Origin of the sequence: Actinoplanes sichuanensis (genome assembly GCF_033097365.1) — a bacterium.
Lineage (GTDB): Bacteria > Actinomycetota > Actinomycetes > Mycobacteriales > Micromonosporaceae > Actinoplanes > Actinoplanes sichuanensis.
Map to the genome: position 1 here is coordinate 4,790,594 of NZ_AP028461.1, position 18,498 is coordinate 4,809,091.

Here is an 18,498-nt window from a genome sequence, read left to right on the forward strand (position 1 = left end):
TGATCGCCGACGACGTCGTCACAGGACGCGGCGGCCTCGGGCGAAGACCGCGCGGATGTGGTGCAGGGCGGCGAGGTCGGCCAGGGGGTCGCCGTCCACGGCGACGATGTCGGCGTCGAAACCGGGAGCCAGGCGGCCCTTGGTGCCGGCCAGGCCACATGCGGCGGCGGCCCGGGAGGTGGCCAGGGTCAGCGCCGTCGCGGGCGTCACGCCGAGCATCGCCGTCTGCTGGAGGGCGTGGCGGAGCACGTCGTGGGGTTTCGTCGGGCCGATGCCCGCGTCGGTGCCGAGGACCAGGTGCGCGCCCGCTTCGTACAGTCGCCGGGTGTTGGAAACGACGGCGGGCAGGCGCTTGACGATCGCGGGTGGTGGCGCGAGACCCGGGGCCTGCACGCTGCCCGCCGTGATGCCGACGGTCACGCCGCACCTCGCGATGCGGTCGATGAGATCGCCGGGCTCGTCGACGCCGTCGGCGGACCAGAAGGTGACGTGTTCCATGCCGTCGGCTCCCGCGTCGAGGCTCATCCGGATGGAGTCGGTGCCGTGGGCGTGTGCGGTGACCGGCAGGCCGTGCCGGTGTGCCTCGTCGACGGCGGCCCGCAGCAGTTCGGTGGTGAACTGGGAGGTCTCCTGGCGGGTGCCGGGTGTCATCGTGCCGCCGCTGGCCATGATCTTGATGACGTCGGTGCCGCGGTCGGCGCGTTCGCGGACCGCGGCGCGTAGTGCCTGTGGCGTCGGTTCGGTGGCGCCGCCGAGGAAGTGGCAGTGCCCGGCCGGTGTGGTGATCGGTGGGCCGGCCGCGACGATCGTCGGCATGCCGTCGAGGCCGCGCAGGCGCAGGGAGAGGTAGTCGCGGTCGCCGAGGTCGCGGACCGTGGTGATACCGGCGTGCAGGGCGGTGCGTGCGGCGGCCCGCATGACGGCGAGCACGGCGTCGTCATCGCGGGCGGCGAGGGCGGCGACCGGGTCGGGACCGCCGTCGAAGGCGAGGTGAACGTGCGTGTCGATCAGACCGGGCATCAGGGTCGCTCCGGGCAGGTCGATCACTTCCGCGTCGGCGGGCGGGGCGACCGATCCGGCGACCGAGACGATGGCCGGGCCGCTGATGACCAGGACGGGGTCGGGTGTGAGGGTGCCGGAGACGCCGTCGAACAGCGCCCCGGCACGGATCGCGATCGGTGTCATGCGGATACCTTCTCAACACACGCGCCCCGCAGCCACGCCGACGCCGACGCCGACGCCAAGGTGTTCTCGAAACTCTTCGCCGGTCGGCGCGCCCGGCCCAGCAGACCGTGCGCAACACACCTGGTTAGAGCAACAGCAGACGGCGCCCGCGGCGGCGGTGGCCCGGGGTGCTCCGGTCACGCGGTCGTTCAGGTCGGCGAAGAACACCGCGATCCAGTGCAACCTGATACCGGCGGGGCTGTCGCGTCCGAGCAGATCGGATCCTTGACGGGCGGTCTCGGCCCACATCGTGTTGGTCCGAATGGTGTCGGCCAACGCGGCCCTCCACATGCCGTCGTCGACCACGTAGTGTTCCCGGCGCTGCCCGGCCGGCCGCTCCCGCCGGATCATCGCGACGGTCTCCAGGTAGCCGACCGCGCGGGACACCGCCGCCCGGGAGACGCGGAGCCGTTCGGCGAGATCGGCAGCGGTCGCCGAGGCGGTGTCGGTGACCATCAGACGCGCCAGGACGCGAGCGGCCATCGGCGGCAGCCCGGTACGCAGCATCACCCGCACGAAGTCGTCGGCGAAAGCGTCCACGGCCTCCGAACCCGCCTCGGCGGGAGCGACTGTTCCAGGCGTTCGCCGGTGTGCCCGCCAGTCGGTGGCGTGCTGGGCGTGTTCGGCCCGGTACCGCTCCGGCCCCCCGTTGCGGAGCACCTCCCGGCTGATCGTGGACGCCGGCCGGTTCAGCCGTCTCCCGATCGCGGCGAAACTCATGTCGGCGGCGAGTGCCTCTTCGATCTGCCGCCGATCCCCGGCCGTCAGTCTGTTCCCTGGCATCGGCCCACTCTGGCGGCGTCCCGACAGCTTTGCAACCGCGCCCACTCCAGCAATGCGTTAACCCGCAAGCCATTGCAAAGGATTCACGGAAAACGCTGGAAAACACCCCACTCGAGAACACGATCCGTTGCAGCCTCCGTGAACGGAAATCTACGTTTCACGTATCGACACATCGACATGGGGAGACATCGTGATCGAGGCGAAGGACACCGCCCGCTGGCAGCAGCGACTCGACGAACTGTGCCGTGCCCACGCCGTTCCCGGCGCCGGCCTGGCCATCGCCGTCGGCGGCCAGGTCCACGAACTGGCCAGCGGGGTGCTGCATCTCGGAACGGGCGTGCCGGTGACCCCGGACTCGGTGTTCCTGTCCGGCTCTATCGCGAAGGTCTACACCGCCACCCTCGTCATGCGGCTGGTCGACGAGGGCCGACTGGACCTGGACGTGCCGGTGGTGGACGTGCTGCCGGAGTTCGCCACACCCGACCCCGGTGCCACCAAGACCATCACACCCCGGCAGTTGCTGTCGCACACCGGTGGCGTGACCACCGACTTCAACTTCGACGGCGGCCGTGGTGACGACTGCCTCGCCAACTATGTCGCGGCCGCCCGTGACGTGGCCCTGGACTGCCCGCCCGGCACCGCCGTCTCCTACGGTGGGATCGGCTACATCGTCCTCGGCCGCGTCGTCGAGAGGATCACCGGTCTCACCTGGGACCAGGCGCTGAAGAGTCTGCTGTTCGAGCCGCTCGGCCTGCACCACTCGATGACCCTGCCGGAGGAGGCGCTGCGGTTCCGTACCGCCATGAGTCACCTCGACGGCGCGCCCGCGCCGGCCTGGGACCTGATGCCCCGCTCGGCCGGCCCGGCCGGACGGGTCATCGTCTCCGCGGGGGACATGGTCCGCTTCGCCCGCATGCACCTCGACGGTGGCGCCGGTGTCCTCTCCCCCGCGGCGGTGGCCGCGATGCAGCGCCGCGAGGTCGACGTCCCGGACAAGTGGACGGTCAGCGCCGACGGATGGGGCCTGGGTTGGACGCTCTACGACTGGAACGGCATCACCGGGTACGGCCACGACGGCGCCGCCGTGGGCCAGTACGCCTACCTCCGAGTCGTACCGCAGGCGAACCTGGCCGTGGCCCTGATGACCAACGGCGGCGGGGCCCGGCTGCTCTACACCGACCTGTTCCGGGAGCTGCTCGCCGAACTCGCCGACGTCACCATGCCGGAACCGTTCGCCCCGGCTCCCGTACCGCCGCCGGTCGACCTCGCCCCGCTGCTCGGCACCTACCGCCGGGCCGGCGTCGTCATCACCGTCTCCCGAAAGGACGACGGCACACCCCACCTGCGGTACGAGTTCGTCGACGAGATGGCCCACATGTCCCCACCCCTGGAGATGGACCTGCAGCCGGTGACCGGCACGGTGTTCGCCGCCTCCGGTGCCGGCCCGTCCTTCAGCGAGGAGTACATGCCGGTCGTCTTCTCCACCCTGACCACCGGCACCAGGGTCTGTTACATCGGCATGCGCGCCGCCCCCAAGACCGATCAGGTGGGGATCTCACCGGCCACCGCGGCGGACCATCGGCGGTAGCCGAGGGCCGACGGGTGGAATCCGTCTTGCGCGAAGTAGGCGGGCACGAACGGCAGCAGCAGTTTCCCGGGGACCCACGTCACGGCCGGGCGGGCATCGCAGATCTGCTGGGCGACCTCGTCCAGGGCGACGGCCCGCCGGGCCAGGTGCCGGCCGAGGGTTCGGGGCATGCACGGCAGGTGTTCGAACGGTGGGATCCCGGCCACCATGACCTGGCCGGCACGGCGGCTCGACTCGTCGACGACGGCGGTCAGGTCCTCGGCCCATTCGTGTGGCTGCCGGCCGCAGAGTACGTCGTTGGCGCCGCCGACGATCACCACGATGTCGGCCTGTTCCGGGATCCGCGGCAGCAGCCGGTACCGGATGCGTCGGGCGGTGGCGCCGTACTGCCCGACCGCCGACCAGGCCACGGTCCGGCCGGTGAGCTCGGTCAGGTCGCGGGCCAGGGAGCCGCCGAAGCCCTCGTCGTGGGTGTGCACCCCGTAACCGGCGGCGAGTGAGTCGCCGAGGATGACGACGCTCAGCGGGTCCTGCGGGTCCGGGCCCGGTACGACGCCGGTGGCGGGGCCTTCGGCCGCGGGGATCGTCACCGTGCGGCGGCGTTTCCACATCGCCTGGGCGGCGACCACCGGCAGTAGCAGTGCATTCATCTGTTCGCCCATCACTGTGTTCAGCTGCCGGAGGTGAGTGCGGGGACCGGGAGCGGTGCCGGTCGTCTGGTCAGCAGGAGTCCGCAGGCGACGGCGGCGACCAGGGCGGCCACTCCGCTGATCAGGAAGACCGTCGCGACAGCGTCGTTGGTGGCGGCTCTGGCGATCTCGGCGGTCGTCTCCCGTACCCCTGCCGGAAGGTTCTGGCCGACGTGGCGGCCGAGCCCGGCGCCGATCTCGGCGATCAGCTGGTCCTTCGGAACGGGCGGAGCCATGGTGTCGAGCAGCGGCTGCGCGTTCTGCTTCGCCTGGAACTGCACGACGGCGCCGAGCACGGCGACGCCGGCGGCGGTGCCGATCTGGCGCATCGTGTTGACGGTTCCGGTGGCCATGCCGGCGTCGGCCGGTTCGACGGCGGCCAGTCCGGCGGACGCGGTCGCGGCGGCACCGACGCCCAGTCCCGCACCGGCCAGGACGAACCCGGGGGCCAGCACCGCCATCGATCCGCTCGTGTCGATCAGGGACGCGCCCAGCAGGCCCACACCGGCCAGCACCAGGCCGAGGACCAGCAGCGGCGTGGAGCCGAACCGGCGCAGCAGGGCCGCGGCGACCGGCGCGGCCACCAGTGCCGTCGCGGTCAGCGGAAGCACCCGCAGGCCGGTTTCCAGAGGCGAGTAGCCGGCCACGTTCTGCAGATGCAGCGCCAGATAGTAGGTCGCCGCGACCAGGGTGGCGGCCGTCGCGAAGGATTGCAGGGCGACGCCCGCGAAGGCGGGCCGGACCAGCAGCCGCAGCGACAACATCGGATCGACGGTCCGGCGCTCCCACCCGATGAAGACGATCAGCAGTACGGCGGCGGCGGTGAACAGGCCCAGGGTCGGCCGGCTGCCCCAACCGTCCTCGTTGCCCCGGATCAGGGCGGTGAGCAGCGCCAACAGGCCGCCGCTGAGCAGGGCCGCACCGGTCCAGTCGTTGCGGGGCGCCCGGTCCGGCCGGGACTCGTGCAGGCGCAGACAACCGAGCATGGCCAGCAGGCCGATCGGGACGTTGATCAGGAAGATCCAGCGCCAGCCGGGCCCGTCGACGAGTACACCGCCGATGAGCGGCCCGGCGGCGGTCGCGGCGGCATAGCAGGCGCTGAACACGCCGACCGCCCGTGCCCGCCGGGCCGGTTCGGGATAGGCCGCGCCGAGCAGCGGCAGCGCGGTGCCGAACAGCAGGGCCGCTCCCCGCCCTGCACCGCGCGGGCGGCGATGAGCGTGGCGGCGGTGTCGGCCAGGGCGCAGGCCAGCGACGCCGCGGTGAAGACGAGCATTCCGGCGACGAAGACCCGGCGCCGGCCGATCCGGTCGCCGAGGACGGCCGCGCTGAGCAGGCCGCAGGCCAGCGGCAGGGTGTAGCCGTCGACGACCCATTGCAGCGACGAGAGGGACGCGGCCAGTTCATCCTGGATCCCGGCGAGCGCGACGGAGACGATCGTCACGTCCAGGGTCAGCATGAAGATTGCGGAACAGACCACGACAAGCGTCCATGGTGCTCTCGACGTTGGCGTCGGCATCAGATCTCCTAGGTAGGGAGAGATCAGGATGTGGACTGTCACTTGGCGAAAACTTGGCGTTGCCGGGCTCGCTTAAGCTCCCGGCTCATGTTGTACGTACGGGTGCTGGGTCCGATCTCGGCCGACATCGACGGCGAGCCGGTCGATCTCGGGCGCCGTAACCAGCGGGCGTTCGTCGGGATCCTGGTCGCCGCGCGCGGTGACGCGGTCTCGGCCGACCGCCTGATCGAGGAGTTGTGGAACGGCCGGCCGCCGCCACGGGCGATCGTGTCGTTGCAGGCCTACGTGTCGAATCTGCGGCGGGTGCTCGAACCCACCCGGGTCAGCCGGGGCCCGGCGACCACGTTGGTACGCCGGTCGTCGGGGTACGCGCTGTGCCTGCCAGAGAACGCCGTGGACGCGTGGCGCTTCGAACAGTCGCTGGCCCAGGCTCGCAGCCTGCCCGCGGATCAGGCCCGCCCGCTGCTGCTCGAGATCCTCCGGTGGTGGCAGGGGCCGGTGTTCGGGGAGTCCCGCGACCAGCCCTGGGCGATCGCGGAGGCATCGCGCCTCGACGAGCTGCGACTGTTGGCCCGGGAGCAGGCGATTCAGGCCGCGCTGCGGGTCCGCGACCACTCCGCGGCGATGCTGGAGGCGCAGCGCCTCGTCCGCGACGAGCCGCTGCGCCCCGAGGCCTGCAGGCTGGCCGCGCTCACTCTGTGGGCGGTCGGTCGGGAATCCGACTCGCTGGAGGCGCTGCGACAGCATCGCGAGGCGGTGCGCGACGAGTTCGGCCTCGATCCCGCCCCCGCGCTGTCGACTCTGGAACAGGCGATCCTCAACCAGCGCACCGAGCTCCTGCACGCTGAGACGGAACCGGACCGGATCCGGCCGGCGCAGCTGCCGTTGCAGTTGGCCGTGTTCACCGGCCGCGACGCCGAACTGGCCGAGCTGACCGGGCTGGCGCGCGCGTCGGCCGGGACGGTGCTGGTCGCCGTGATCACCGGGATGGGCGGGGTCGGCAAGACGGCGCTGGCGCTGCGCTGGGCCCATCAGCACCAGGACGAGTACCCGGACGGCCAGTTGTACATCGATCTGCTGGGTTTCGCCCCGGCCGGTGAGCCACTGCCGCCCGCCGAGGTGCTGCGTGGTTTCCTGATCTCGCTCGGCGTCGCGTATGACGCGGTGCCGGTCTCGGTCCCCGATCGCGCCGCGCTGCTGCGCAGCATGGTGAACGGGCGGCGGATGCTGTTCATCCTGGACAACGCCCGCGACGCCGACCAGGTCCGCGACCTGATCCCGGGGTCGGCGGGCTGCGCTGTGCTGATCACCAGCCGCGCCCTGCTCAACGACCTGGTCACCATGCACCACGCGCACCCGGTGAACCTGTCCGTCTTCGTCGCCGAGGATTCCGGTCACTACCTGGCCCGGCGAGTCGGCGTGGCCCGGACGACGGCCGAGCCGGACGCGGTGCGGGCGATCGTCGCCGTCTGCGGTGGCCTGCCGCTGGCGCTGGCGGTGGTCGCCGCCCGGATCGTCACCAACCCCACGTTCACGTTGACCGCGATCGCCGGGGAACTACGCGGCAGCGAGGGTCTGGACGCCTTCGCGGCACCCGGTGTCAGCCGCGATCCGCGTAGCGTCTTCTCCTGGTCCTACCGGCATCTGCCGGCTGCGGCGGCGGCGCTGTTCCGCCATCTGGCCCTGCACCCCGGACCGGATGCCGGGGTCGCCGCCGCCGCCAGTCTCACCGGTGCCGCCCGGGCCACGGTCCGGACCTGGATGAACCATCTCGTCGAGGCGCACCTGATCCGGGAGCACCGGCCCGGCCGGTTCCGCTTCCACGACCTGCTGCGCGCCTATGCGGCCGAACTCGCCGACGGTCACGACGATGCCGGGACCCGGGCGGCCGTCGTACGCCGCAGCCTCGATCATTACCTGCACTCGGCGATGTCGGCGACGGCTCTATTGCTGCCCCAGCGTTATCCGATCACGGTCCTCCCACCGGCGCCGGGGGTCACGCCGGAGATCGTCGCGACCGAGGCGGAGGCGCTCGACTGGTTCGACACCGAGTACCGGAATCTGCTCGCCGCGGTCGCCGTGGCCGAGGACGACGACGACGGCCGGTACTGCTGGCAGTTCAACTGGGCGATGGCCCATTACGTGCAGGACCGTCGGGCCCGGCTCGACGAGTCGATCACCCATCTGCTGCGGGCTCTGGCTCTCGCCGAGAAGCATCAGGACGAGTGGTGGATCGTGAATCTGACACTGAACCTCGCCCGCACCTACTACCGGATCGATCAGCGTGCCGAGAGCCGGGCCTGGTACGAGCGGGGAATCGAACTGTCCCGGAAGTCCGGCGACCGGTTCCGGTTGACCCAGTCTCTGCTGGGACTCGCGGGAGTCATCAACGGCGAGCACCGGGTTCCGGACCGGCAGGCGGCCGAGGCGGCTCACCCGTACGCCCGGGAGGCCCTGGAAATCTGTCGGGGTCTTCCCCTCGACAACGGCCGGGTGCTCAACGAGGCAGTCGCCCTCGGGCACGTCGCCTGGTACGAATCCCACCAGCCGAACGGCTATCAGACCGCCGTCGATCACTTCGGGACCATCATCGACACCCTGCTGCGCATCGACTACCGAATCGGTGCGGCCGGTACGTCGCTGGAGCTGGGCCATCTCAACCAGCACGCGGGCGCGACCGAAGCCGCGATCGTGGCCTATCACCGCACCCTGGAGCTCGCCGGTGACGTGCCGGAGCTGCAGGCAGAGGCGCTCACCGGCCTCGTCTACTGCTACCGGGACCTCGGTGACGACGCCAAGGTCGAGGAGTTCCGCCGGGCGGCGCTGGCCGTCATCGAGCACCGGCATCACCCGGGGATGCAGCGGATCCGGGCGACGTTGGAGGCGTCGGCACGCTGAAAGACATTGATTGTGGTGACTACATCGGTAACTATTAACAACGTTTGCTAATCCTGGAGGAGGAGAAGGCATGCGTCGACCGATACTCACCGTCGCCCTGTCCATCGCCGCGTCGACCCTGATCGCCGCCCCGGCGAACGCCCATCCACGGGAGTGCGCGACCCCGTCGATCGGCCGCTACCAGCAGTGGCTGGCCAGCGGCGAGGGGACCACGGTGCCGGCCTCGAAATGGAGCGGCGGAGCCCAGTGGGCCACCCGCATCCCGTCCACACACGGACGCACGGTGACACGATTCTTCACCTTCCGGCCGTACGCGTGGGGGCCGGTGACCGAACTCGGCGCACCCACACACCCGTTCGCGACGGCACTCGCCGAGGCACGCGGTTTCGTGTTCGTCGGCAAGACCGCGAACCGCCTCGAATTTCGCGGCCTGCGCGTGGACGACTACACGCCGCCCTGCATCGACCCGGAGGGTCACGACCTCGTCGGCTCGCGATACTTCCCGACCGCAGCCCGCACCAGCATGACGTTCAGCAGCATGGCACGTTCGTAAGGACTGAGGTCGTACCCGTCCAGCACGTCGTTCTTCACCCTCTCCAGCGAGGGTCGGGAGATCGCGCCGAGCCCCACGCCGATAGAGCAGGCCACGAAAGCGACGTAGGCGATGACCTCCGCCACCTGCAGCGGAACCCTGAGTACCGCCAGCACGAAGATCGCTATCACCACCGCCGGAAAGAAGGCGAGTAACCGAAGCGCCCAGACCGACCGCCTGAAAGCCGGCGCGCAACGCAGACGGAGGCGGTCTTCCTCAGAAATCAGAACCAATCCCGGATCCTTTTCAGCGTGCGGTCAGCGGTGTAGGTGTCGACGCCATGGCGGAGGTCGGGGCCGAACACTGCGTCTGTCGGAAAGGTTCCCGCGCCAGGCTCAGCGAGTAGACCTCGCCGACAAGTTCGGGGTCGATCCATCCGGAGTCCTCGTCGGGCCACCACAGTTTCAGGTAGGCCGGGCTTCCGCCGATCGTCACGGCAGCACACAGGACATCCCCGGTGTCGACGGGTTCCGTCGGGTTCGGCGACGCGTCCAGCCGATGCAGAGCCCAACTCTGCCGCTCGGCGACCGCGCGGTAGAACGCGGCGACCGCCTCCGCGCCGATCTCCGTCTGGTAAAGACGCCCGGCATCCGGCCGGCCGACATCGTCGCAACCCGCCGAGTCGTCCACGAGTTCTGCGCCGGAGGGGTGTTCCGCGAGGATCGGTGCGCCGTTCAGCACAGCCGCGTCGGCGGCAGCGACCGAGGAACAGGGTGCGACTTCCGCCCGGTCCCATTCCTCGAGTTCGTCGCCGCCCCGGTGACAACCGGAGATGCTCAGGGCGAGCGTGAAGCCGAGAAGAGCGGATGTCGTGCGGCGCAGCATGTTCTCCCTGTTCCATCGACAAGATGGACTGGATGGTAGCCCGCGTGAACAACGCCGCGTGGCGAGCCACGAGTGCCACTCCCGCATCCGGGAACCGACCGAGCACCTACGGTGCGGGTCTGGTCTTGGTACGACGTTCGCGTTGCTGCCAGGTGGCCCGGACCATGGCCCGGTACATCTGCCGGGGTGCGGGCGGGTCGGCGAGCGGCAGGGCTGCCGGCGCGGCGCACGCCTGGATGAGGTAGCCGACGAAGCGGCGCCAGGTGTCGGGGGCGGCGTCGCCGGTGGCGGTGAGGACGCCGGCATTGGCCATCAGGAACATCGGGATGTCCTGGGTGACGAAGTCGGGCCGGAGCCTCCCGGCGGCCTTGGCACGGTCGACGACCGTACTGAAAGCGTGAAACGCCTCGTCGCGAGCCGCCTCGAACTGCTTTGCGGTCGGGAAGGTCATGGTCAGCACGGTGGTGAAGCCGCGGTCACCGGCCTGCATGCCGCAGATCGTCTCCAGGTGAACGCAGAACGCGTGCCAGGGATCCGGGTCGGCAAGTGCCTGCCGGGCCGCCTCGGAATAGGCGGCCATCTTCTCCTCGAACGCGGCGGCGATCAGATCGGCACGTTCCGGGAACCGGCGGTAGAGCGTGCCGACCCCGACACCCGCCCTTTTGGCGACGTCCTCGATCGGCACCTCGAGTCCGGATTCGGCGAAGACCTCACGGGCGGCGGCGACGATCCGCTGCCGGTTGCGTTCCGCGTCGACACGCAGACTGCCGCCGGGAGTCTCTGCTGGTAGCGAGGTCATGAACGTCACCCTACGGGCGACTGGAGGATGTCGTCCACTTCCGTGCTACGGTCGGCCCAGCAAGTGGAGCACAAGTTCCACTTACGTTCCGAGGGAGACCCCCATGAAGGCTGTCGTCATCACCGAGCAAGGCGCTGCGCCCCGGTCCGTGGACATCGCGAAGCCGCAACCAGGCGCGGGTGAGGTCCTGGTCAAGGTGCGGGCGTCGTCGATCAACGGCTTCGACACCGCGGTGGTCGCCGGCTACCTGGCCGCGATGATGGAGCACCGCTACCCGGTGGTGCTCGGCAAGGATTTCGCCGGCACCGTCGAGGCGGTCGGCGCCGGCGTGACCCGGTTCGCCGTCGGAGACACGGTCTTCGGCGTGGTCACCAAGGCGTTCCTCGGAGACGGCGGATTCGGCGAGTACGTGACCGTGCCCCAGGCGATCGGCATCGCCAAGCTCCCCGACGGCGTGGACGTGAACGTCGCGGGCGCACTCGGGCTGGCCGGTACGGCGGCTGTCGACGCGCTCGACGCCGTGGCGCCGCGGGCCGGCGAGACCGTGCTGATCAGCGGCGCGACCGGCGGAGTCGGTGCGATCGCGGTGCAGTACGCCGCCGCGGCCGGGGCGACGGTGATCGCCACCGCGAAGCCCGGCGCGGAGACCGAGTTCGTCCGTGGCCTGGGCGCGCACACGGTGGTCGACCACACCGGCGACCTGCCGGCCCAGGTCCGCGCCGCCAGCCCGGCCGGCGTCGACGCCGTGCTGCACCTGGCCGGCGACAGCGCCACACTGATCACGCTGCTGACCGAGAAAGGCCGCATCGCCAGCACCCTGGGCCCGGTCGAGCACCCCGCGTCGACCGCGGTGATGGCCACCCCCACCGAGACCACCCTCGACCGGCTGGCCGGGGATCTCGCCGCCGGGAGGCTGACCGTGCCGGTCGCCGGCACTTACTCCCTCGACGAAGTGCCCGCCGCGTTCGCCGACTTCGCCGGCGGCACCCTCGGCAAGATCTCGATCACCGTCGCCTGACCTCTGCGATTCGGAGACCCCCCACCCATGAACGTGTTCCTGTGGATCGTGCAGGCCGTCCTGGCGGCCGCGTTCATCACCGCCGGCGTCCTCAAATCGACCCAGCCGAAAGAGAGACTCGCCCCCAACCTGCCCTGGGTGCGAGACGTCTCCCTCGGCACGCTGCGGCTGATCGGTATCGCCGAACTACTCGGTGGCCTCGGGCTGATCCTGCCCGCGGTCACCGGCGTCGCCCCGATCCTGACCCCGTTCGCCGCGTCCGGCCTGGCCGTGATCATGGTCCTGGCCGCGGTCGTGCACCTGCGCCGCAAGGAGCCGTCCGGCATCGCCGTCAACGCCGTACTCTTCCTGCTCGCCGGGCTTGTCGCGTGGGGCCGCTTCGGGCCGTACGGCTGGTGAGCGCCGCGGAGTTAGGCATTCGACCTGCTGCCGCGACTACGTGACAACGACCGGCTCACCTCGACGCCCGCCGCCCGCGCGGAAACCGGCACCCCGGTCGCCCACGCATGACCGTCGACCAACCACGAAACGTTCAGGAGTCCTCCCGTGTCTGTCCTCGTCCTCGGCGCTACCGGCGCCCTCGGCCGCCTGGTGCTGACCGAACTGCGCAAGCGCGGTCTCACCGCCACCGACATCACCGCGGCCGGCCGCAAGAAAGACGTACTCGACGCCCTCGCCGCCGACGGCTATCGCACCGCGCAGGTCGAACTCGGCGACGCGGAACAGGTCCGTGCGGCCGTCACCGGACACGACCAGGTCGTGCTGATCTCCGGCATCGACCCCGACCGGGTTCAGCAGCACAGACACGTCATCGACGCCGCCAAGGACGCCGGAGTCCGGCACTTCTACTACACCAGCGGGTTGCGCGTCGACGACCCGAGCTACCCGCTCGGCGCCGACCACATCGCCACCGAAGACGCCATCACCGCGTCCGGGCTGACCTACACCATCATGCGCAATGCCTGGTACATCGAGAACTACATCCAGGCCATGCACGGCGCCGCACAGACCGGCGTCTTCACCGCCGCCGTCGGTGACGGCCGCATCGCCCCCGCCAGCCGCCAAGACCTCGCCGAAGCCCTCGCCGTCACCGTCACCACCGACGGCCACGACGATCGCACCTACCATCTCAGCGGCGACCGCGACTACACCTACCACGACATCGCCGCCGCCATGACCGAAGTCCTCGGCACCCCGGTGCGATACCAGCCGGTCACCGGCGAGCAGTACCAGGCCATCCTCACCGGTGCCGGCGTCGACGAAGGCACCGCCGCGTTCCTCGCCGTCCTCGACGGCAACATCGGCGCCGGCATTCAGGCCCATACCGGCGACCAGCTCACCCGTCTGATCGGCCGCCGTACCACTCCCCTGGCCGACGGCCTGCGCCAGAACCTCTGATCCGACATCGTGGACGGGTCGTCGACAACGCACCGGCGAATCCATCGTCTGCCCACCGGCCGTCGGGTGCCGGCATAGCGGCACCCGACGGGCCGGACATCCTCAGCTCCGGATCCCCGAACAGACCGGCCCCTCGTGGATCGCACCGGCCGGACGTTGCCCATCGAGTACGAGCATCGGTCTGACAGTGACGAAAACCGACTGATCCGATTACGTACGGTGTTAGCGTCATCCCCTGACGAAGCTCGAGCGCATCGGGGGCCGCCATGGCGATGACTGCTGCGGCCACCACTCTGCGGAGTCTGCTCACCCGCGGGGTCGGCACCGCCGATGCACGCTCCATTCTGGGCGCCGCCGTCGCGGCCGCCACGACGATGGGCTGCCTGCTGATCCGAAAACATCCTGACCGTACGACGATGGCCGTGACCGGCGTCAATCTCGGCCTGCTCGGCGGGTTCGGTGTCTACTGCCTGGCCCTCGTGGCGCGGGCCGGCCGAGCCCGTGCCGAGGCACACAACGAGGCAGCGGCCAGCCACAATCAGCTGCAGAAGCTGATCGACAACACCGAGTCGATCATCTACATGAAGCGGGTCGACAACGGCCGCTACCTGCTCGTGAACCGGGAATGGGAGCGGCTGTTCGGGGTATCGCGTGAACGCGTCGTGAAACTCGACGATCACGGCGTCTTCCCGCCCGAACTCGCCGGCGAGTTGCGTGCCAACGATCTGCAGGTCGCCGATGCCGGTCGAACGGTGCAGTACGAGGAGACCGCCGACAGCGTCGACGGCGTACGCACGTACATGTCGGTGAAGTTCCCGGTCCTGAACAGCACCGGCAAGCCCTACGCCGTATGCGGCATCTCGACCGACATCACCGAACGCAAACGGGCCGAGGACGAGATCCGTCGTCTCAACAGCAACCTCGAGACGCGGGTGGCGCAGCGTACCGCCGAATTGGAGGCCTCGACCAAGGAGCTCGACGCGTTCGCCTACTCCGTCTCGCACGATCTTCGTGCGCCGCTGCGGTCGCTGCACGGATTCAGCGACGCCCTGCTGGAGGACTACGGCGACGTTCTCGACGACGTCGGCAAGGACTACCTGAACCGGCTGCAACGCAACGTCAGTCGGATGGGCCGGATGATCGACGCGTTGCTCAATCTGTCGCGGGCCACCCGGGCCGACCTGGAACGCGCGACGGTGGACATCTCGGCGATGAGTCAGGAGGTGATCGGGGACCTCCGCGGTACGGACCCGGACCGCTCCGTCGAGTTGATCGTGTCCGACGGGCTCACCGTCGAGGCCGATCCCCACCTGTTCCGGCTCGCCCTGCAGAATCTGCTGGCCAACGCCTGGAAATTCACCGCCACACGCGACAACGCCGTCATCGAGGTCGGCCGGACCGTCCATTCCGGCGACAGCTACTTCTTCGTACGCGACAACGGTGTCGGTTTCGACATGGCCTACGCCGGCAAGCTCTTCGACGCGTTCCAGCGACTACACACGACCTCCGACTTCGAAGGCACCGGCATCGGGCTCGCAACCGTGGCCCGTGTCGTACGCCGTCACGGCGGCCACATCTTCGCCGAGGCCGAGGTGGATCGGGGCGCGACGTTCTACTTCAACCTGATGAGCCTGGCGAAGGAGGCAGGATGAACATCAACGGGAAGATCCTGCTCATCGACGACAGTCCCGACGACGTGGCGCTGACCCTCCGGGCCCTGAACAAGAACAACATCACCAACGCCGTGGACATCGCCAGCGACGGTGAGGAGGCGATCCGGTACCTGTTCCCCGCCGACGGGCAACCGGACACGCTGCCGGCGCTCGTCCTGCTGGACCTCAACATGCCGAAGGTCAGTGGTCTCGAGGTGCTGCGGCACATCCGCGACGACCCGCGGACCCGATATCTGCCGGTCGTCGTGCTCACGACGTCCACCGAGGAACGCGACATCGTCAACACCTACGACCTCGGCGCCAACAGTTTCGTCCGCAAACCTGTGGCCTTCGACGAATTTCTGGAGGCGGTACGCGTACTCGGCATGTACTGGCTGTTGGTGAACCGGCCGGTCGGACGACATCATGACTGACGAGCCCGACGGGATCCGACTGCTACTCATCGAGGACAGCGAGGACGACGCCGTACTGGTGGTCAACCGGCTACGCCGGTCAGGCCTGCGCGTCGACTACGAGCGGGTCGAGACCGCCGACGGAATGCGGGCCGCGTTGCAGCGCCACTCCCCCGACATCGTGATCTCCGACAACCGGATGCCGACGTTCGACGCCGAATCCGCACTACGACTGCTGCGCGACAGTCGACTGGACGTGCCGTTCATCGTCGTCTCCGGCCAGATCGGCGAGGAGTCCGCCACCGCCCTCATGCGGGCCGGTGCCGCCGACTTCGTCCTGAAGGACAAACTCGCCCGCCTTGCGCCGGCGGTACAACGCGAACTCCGCGACGCACGTGGGCGTCACGAACGCCGGCAGGCCGAGGCGGCGCTGGCCACCAGTGAGGAACGCTTCCGGCTGGTGGCGGAGAACCTCCAGGACGTGCTGTTCCGGTTCCGCCCCGGCCGGACCCCGGAACTCGAATACATCAGCCCGGCCGTGGCCTCGATCACCGGACTGACCCCCGACGAACTGTACGAGCATCCCGAACTGCTCTTCGACACCACCGATCCCGAAGACCGCGACATCATGCGGCGATCGTGGCAGTCACCACCGGAGGCCCCACTCGTCCTGCACTGGCCACGCACCGACGGCACCCGCGCCTGCGCCGAACAACGCCTCGTCGCGGTGTACGACGGCGACGAACCGATCGCCGTCGAAGGCATCCTGCGCGACATCACCGCCGAAGTCGAGGCCGCCGAACAGCGTCGCGAACTCGAACGTCAGCTCTACCAGGCGGAACGCCTCGACTCCCTCGGCCAACTCGCCGGCGGCGTCGCCCATGACTTCAACAACATCCTCGGCGTGATCAGCGGCTACATCGGCTTCGTCCTCGACGAACTCGGACCCGACCACCTGTGCCGCGCCGACCTGGAGAACATCGACGACGCCGCCCGCCGCGCCGCCGCACTGACCCGCCAGCTGCTCATCTTCAGCCGCCTGCAACCCTCGCAGCCCGAGGTGGTGGATCTCAACCACGTGGTCAGCCAGATCGAACGCCTGCTGCGCCGCACCATCGGCGAGGACATCGAGTTCGTCCTCGACATCGAGCCGGGCCTCGACAGCGTCATCATCGATCCCAGCCGCCTCGAACAGATCATCATGAACCTGGTGGTCAACGCACGAGCCGCGATGCCGGAAGGCGGAAGCCTCGTCATCCGGACGCGACGAGTCGACCAGGTCCCGGCGGCGGCGTTGGGCGCCCGGCCGTCATCGCAGCACTTCGTCAGTCTCACCGTCGCCGATACCGGCTGCGGCATGGACGAGGAGGTACGACGGCGAGCGTTCGAGCCGTTCTTCACCACCCGCGCCACCGGCCAGGGCAGCGGCCTCGGCCTGGCGACCGTCTACGGCGCCGTGCACGAGGCGGCCGGAGCGATCGCCGTCGACTCGGCGCCCGGCGCGGGAACCCGAATCACCGTCTACCTACCGGCGGCCGACCGGCCGGCGCCGATCACCGAGGCTCCGGCGGCCGCCGGTGAAGCCGCCCGCGGCCTGGGGGAACGCATTCTGGTGGTCGAGGACGACGACGACATCCGCGCCATCACCCGGCGGGTGCTCACCCGTGGCGGGTACCAGGTCGTCGATGCCGCCACCCGTGACGAGGCGTTGCGGCACGTGCAGGACGACCCGGCCCCCTTCGATCTGCTGCTGTCGGACGTCATCATGCCCGGCATGCCGATCCTGGAGTTCATCCAGACATCTGTCCGGGCCCGCCCGTCGATGCGCATCGTCTTCATGTCGGGTTACACCGCCGACAGCAACCGCCGGCTGCCCGACGGCGTGCCCATACTCAACAAACCGTTCAGCGCGGCAGCCCTGCTGGACCAGGTCAAGACCACGTTGAGCAGCGATTCTGAACGCTCCACGACAACGCACGCGCAGCAATGATCACTCAGCCGGGCTGGGCATCCCCGCCTGCCGACCGCAGAGGCGGGCGTCGGCGTCCAGGCCCGTCGCCTGCCACGAACGGTCAGGCCATCGCCTCGCGGACCTTGGCCGTGTCCACGAACTGTTCGAATCGAACGATCTGACCACCGCGTACCACGAAATGGTGCGCGACCCGGACGTCGATGGACCGGCCGGTCGCCTTGTTCACGGCGGTGTACCGGGCCAGGACCACGACGTTCTCGCCCTCGGTGACGTAGGTGTCGTCGTGGGCGGTCCAGTCGTCCCAGTCGGCGCCGAGCTTCTCCATGACGTTGCCGGTCACGCCCTCCGGTGTGCGGTAGGTGCCGGCCAGCGGGAAACCGGCCATCTCGGTCCACTCGACGTCCGGGGCCAGGGTGGCGCGCAGGGCTTCCAGGTCGCGGGTGGCCGAGGCCAGGTACTGGCGGCGGACGACGTCGGTGGGTGCCGTCGAGGTGGCGAAATCGGTCATGACCGGCTCCCGGTCAGGGCGGCCAGGCGGGCTTCGACCTGGGCGGGGGCGGCTTGGCCGTACGCGATCGGGGTGGTCTCGTCGCCGTGCACCGCGAGAAGGGTGGGGAAGCCGGTGACGCCGAGCCGAGCGGCGCGGCGGAAGTCGGCTGCCGCGGCGGCCGACGAGCCGGGGTCGGTGAAGGCCGCCGCGACGGTTTCGGCGTCGAGGCCGGTACGGGCCGCGACCGCCCGGTAGGTGTCCGGGTCGGACAGGCTACGGCCGTCGATGTAGAACGCGTGCTGAAGTGCGGTGGCCAGTTCGACGGCCCGCTCCGGCGCCGCCGCGCGCAGGACGGCGAATCCCCGGGCAGCGGCCTCGGAGTCCATGACGAACGAGCCGTCGGCGATGAGCCGCTCGTAGGCGTCGCTGAACTCGGCGCCGGTCACCTCGTGAATGTTGGCGTTCGCGCCCTGGACGTAGCCGAACTCACGGATCGGGAGCCGGCGCGAGCCGACGAACAGTCCGCCGGAGACGACCTCGACCGGCAGGTCGGGGTGGTTCGCCGTGATCTCGCTCAGGGTCGGCGAGAAACCGTGACACCACCCGCAGTAGGCGTCGAAAACGTAGATCAACCGCAT

The 18,498-nt window shown here is 69.8% G+C and carries 17 protein-coding genes and 1 pseudogene; 9 read left to right on the forward strand and 9 right to left on the reverse strand.

The annotated features are described in order from the left end of the window. Positions 1–18: 18 nt before the first annotated feature. A complete protein-coding gene (locus Q0Z83_RS22025; RefSeq protein ID WP_317795851.1) occupies positions 19–1,185 on the reverse strand; it encodes an amidohydrolase family protein in 1,167 nt (388 codons plus the stop codon). A gap of 12 nt (positions 1,186–1,197) precedes the next feature. Continuing rightward, a complete protein-coding gene (locus Q0Z83_RS22030; protein ID WP_317795852.1) occupies positions 1,198–2,007 on the reverse strand; it encodes a MarR family transcriptional regulator in 810 nt (269 codons plus the stop codon). 190 nt (positions 2,008–2,197) lie between these two features. Here Q0Z83_RS22030 and Q0Z83_RS22035 point away from each other — a divergent pair, with 190 nt between their 5' ends. Continuing rightward, the gene (locus tag Q0Z83_RS22035) at positions 2,198–3,595 is read left to right on the forward strand and encodes a serine hydrolase domain-containing protein (RefSeq protein ID WP_317795853.1); all 1,398 of its coding nucleotides are present in this window, start codon (positions 2,198–2,200) and stop codon (positions 3,593–3,595) included. On the opposite strand, the gene Q0Z83_RS22040 is transcribed toward Q0Z83_RS22035, so the two are convergent. Together Q0Z83_RS22040 and Q0Z83_RS22045 are read right to left on the reverse strand one after the other, a co-directional pair. Further along, a complete protein-coding gene (locus Q0Z83_RS22040) occupies positions 3,550–4,245 on the reverse strand; it encodes an SGNH/GDSL hydrolase family protein (protein WP_317795854.1) in 696 nt (231 codons plus the stop codon). The two genes, Q0Z83_RS22035 and Q0Z83_RS22040, sit on opposite strands and share 46 nt — an antisense overlap. Positions 4,246–4,265: 20 nt before the next feature. Beyond that, positions 4,266–5,803, reverse strand: a pseudogene (locus tag Q0Z83_RS22045) (MFS transporter). A gap of 87 nt (positions 5,804–5,890) precedes the next feature. On the opposite strand from Q0Z83_RS22045, the gene Q0Z83_RS22055 reads away from it, so the two are divergent. Together Q0Z83_RS22055 and Q0Z83_RS22060 are read left to right on the forward strand one after the other, a co-directional pair. Continuing rightward, entirely contained in the window at positions 5,891–8,701 is a 2,811-nt protein-coding gene (locus tag Q0Z83_RS22055) for an AfsR/SARP family transcriptional regulator (RefSeq protein WP_317795855.1), read from the forward strand. Between the two features lie 70 nt (positions 8,702–8,771). Further along, positions 8,772–9,254 carry a hypothetical protein gene (locus tag Q0Z83_RS22060; protein ID WP_317795856.1) on the forward strand — a complete coding sequence of 161 codons (483 nt, stop codon included), beginning with the start codon at positions 8,772–8,774 and terminating at the stop codon, positions 9,252–9,254. Here the strand turns inward: Q0Z83_RS22060 and Q0Z83_RS22065 are convergent. Genes Q0Z83_RS22065 through Q0Z83_RS22075 form a run of 3 tightly spaced genes read right to left on the reverse strand, consistent with a single transcriptional unit; the run spans position 9,176 to position 10,917 of the window. Then, entirely contained in the window at positions 9,176–9,526 is a 351-nt protein-coding gene (locus tag Q0Z83_RS22065) for a hypothetical protein (RefSeq protein WP_317795857.1), read from the reverse strand. The two genes, Q0Z83_RS22060 and Q0Z83_RS22065, sit on opposite strands and share 79 nt — an antisense overlap. A gap of 13 nt (positions 9,527–9,539) precedes the next feature. Continuing rightward, positions 9,540–10,205: a hypothetical protein gene (locus tag Q0Z83_RS22070; RefSeq protein WP_317795858.1), complete on the reverse strand. Its 666-nt coding sequence runs from the start codon at positions 10,203–10,205 to the stop codon at positions 9,540–9,542. A 19-nt stretch (positions 10,206–10,224) separates the two neighbouring features. Beyond that, positions 10,225–10,917 carry a TetR/AcrR family transcriptional regulator gene (locus Q0Z83_RS22075; RefSeq protein ID WP_317795859.1) on the reverse strand — a complete coding sequence of 231 codons (693 nt, stop codon included), beginning with the start codon at positions 10,915–10,917 and terminating at the stop codon, positions 10,225–10,227. A 103-nt stretch (positions 10,918–11,020) separates the two neighbouring features. On the opposite strand from Q0Z83_RS22075, the gene Q0Z83_RS22080 reads away from it, so the two are divergent. The 6 genes from Q0Z83_RS22080 (at position 11,021) to Q0Z83_RS22105 (ending at position 17,388) form a co-directional block, all read left to right on the forward strand. Beyond that, positions 11,021–11,935 (forward strand): NADP-dependent oxidoreductase, encoded by a 915-nt coding sequence (locus Q0Z83_RS22080; RefSeq protein WP_317795860.1) that lies wholly within the window; start codon positions 11,021–11,023, stop codon positions 11,933–11,935. 27 nt (positions 11,936–11,962) lie between these two features. Beyond that, the gene (locus tag Q0Z83_RS22085) at positions 11,963–12,334 is read left to right on the forward strand and encodes a DoxX family protein (protein WP_317795861.1); all 372 of its coding nucleotides are present in this window, start codon (positions 11,963–11,965) and stop codon (positions 12,332–12,334) included. A gap of 147 nt (positions 12,335–12,481) precedes the next feature. Then, complete coding sequence (locus Q0Z83_RS22090) at positions 12,482–13,333, forward strand: SDR family oxidoreductase (protein ID WP_317795862.1); 852 nt, start codon at positions 12,482–12,484, stop codon at positions 13,331–13,333. A gap of 266 nt (positions 13,334–13,599) precedes the next feature. Then, on the forward strand, positions 13,600–14,985 hold the full coding sequence (locus tag Q0Z83_RS22095; protein ID WP_317795863.1) for a sensor histidine kinase: 1,386 nt from the start codon (positions 13,600–13,602) through the stop codon (positions 14,983–14,985). Then, positions 14,982–15,419: a response regulator gene (locus Q0Z83_RS22100; protein WP_317795864.1), complete on the forward strand. Its 438-nt coding sequence runs from the start codon at positions 14,982–14,984 to the stop codon at positions 15,417–15,419. The genes Q0Z83_RS22095 and Q0Z83_RS22100 overlap by 4 nt, the downstream gene beginning before the upstream one ends. Next, complete coding sequence (locus Q0Z83_RS22105; RefSeq protein ID WP_317795865.1) at positions 15,412–17,388, forward strand: hybrid sensor histidine kinase/response regulator; 1,977 nt, start codon at positions 15,412–15,414, stop codon at positions 17,386–17,388. Before Q0Z83_RS22100 ends, Q0Z83_RS22105 begins: the two co-directional genes overlap by 8 nt. An 82-nt stretch (positions 17,389–17,470) precedes the next feature. On the opposite strand, the gene Q0Z83_RS22110 is transcribed toward Q0Z83_RS22105, so the two are convergent. Further along, positions 17,471–17,878, reverse strand: coding sequence for a nuclear transport factor 2 family protein (locus tag Q0Z83_RS22110; RefSeq protein WP_317795866.1), 408 nt, complete (start codon positions 17,876–17,878; stop codon positions 17,471–17,473). Next, positions 17,875–18,498, reverse strand: coding sequence for a DsbA family protein (locus Q0Z83_RS22115; protein ID WP_317795867.1), 624 nt, complete (start codon positions 18,496–18,498; stop codon positions 17,875–17,877). The genes Q0Z83_RS22110 and Q0Z83_RS22115 overlap by 4 nt, the downstream gene beginning before the upstream one ends.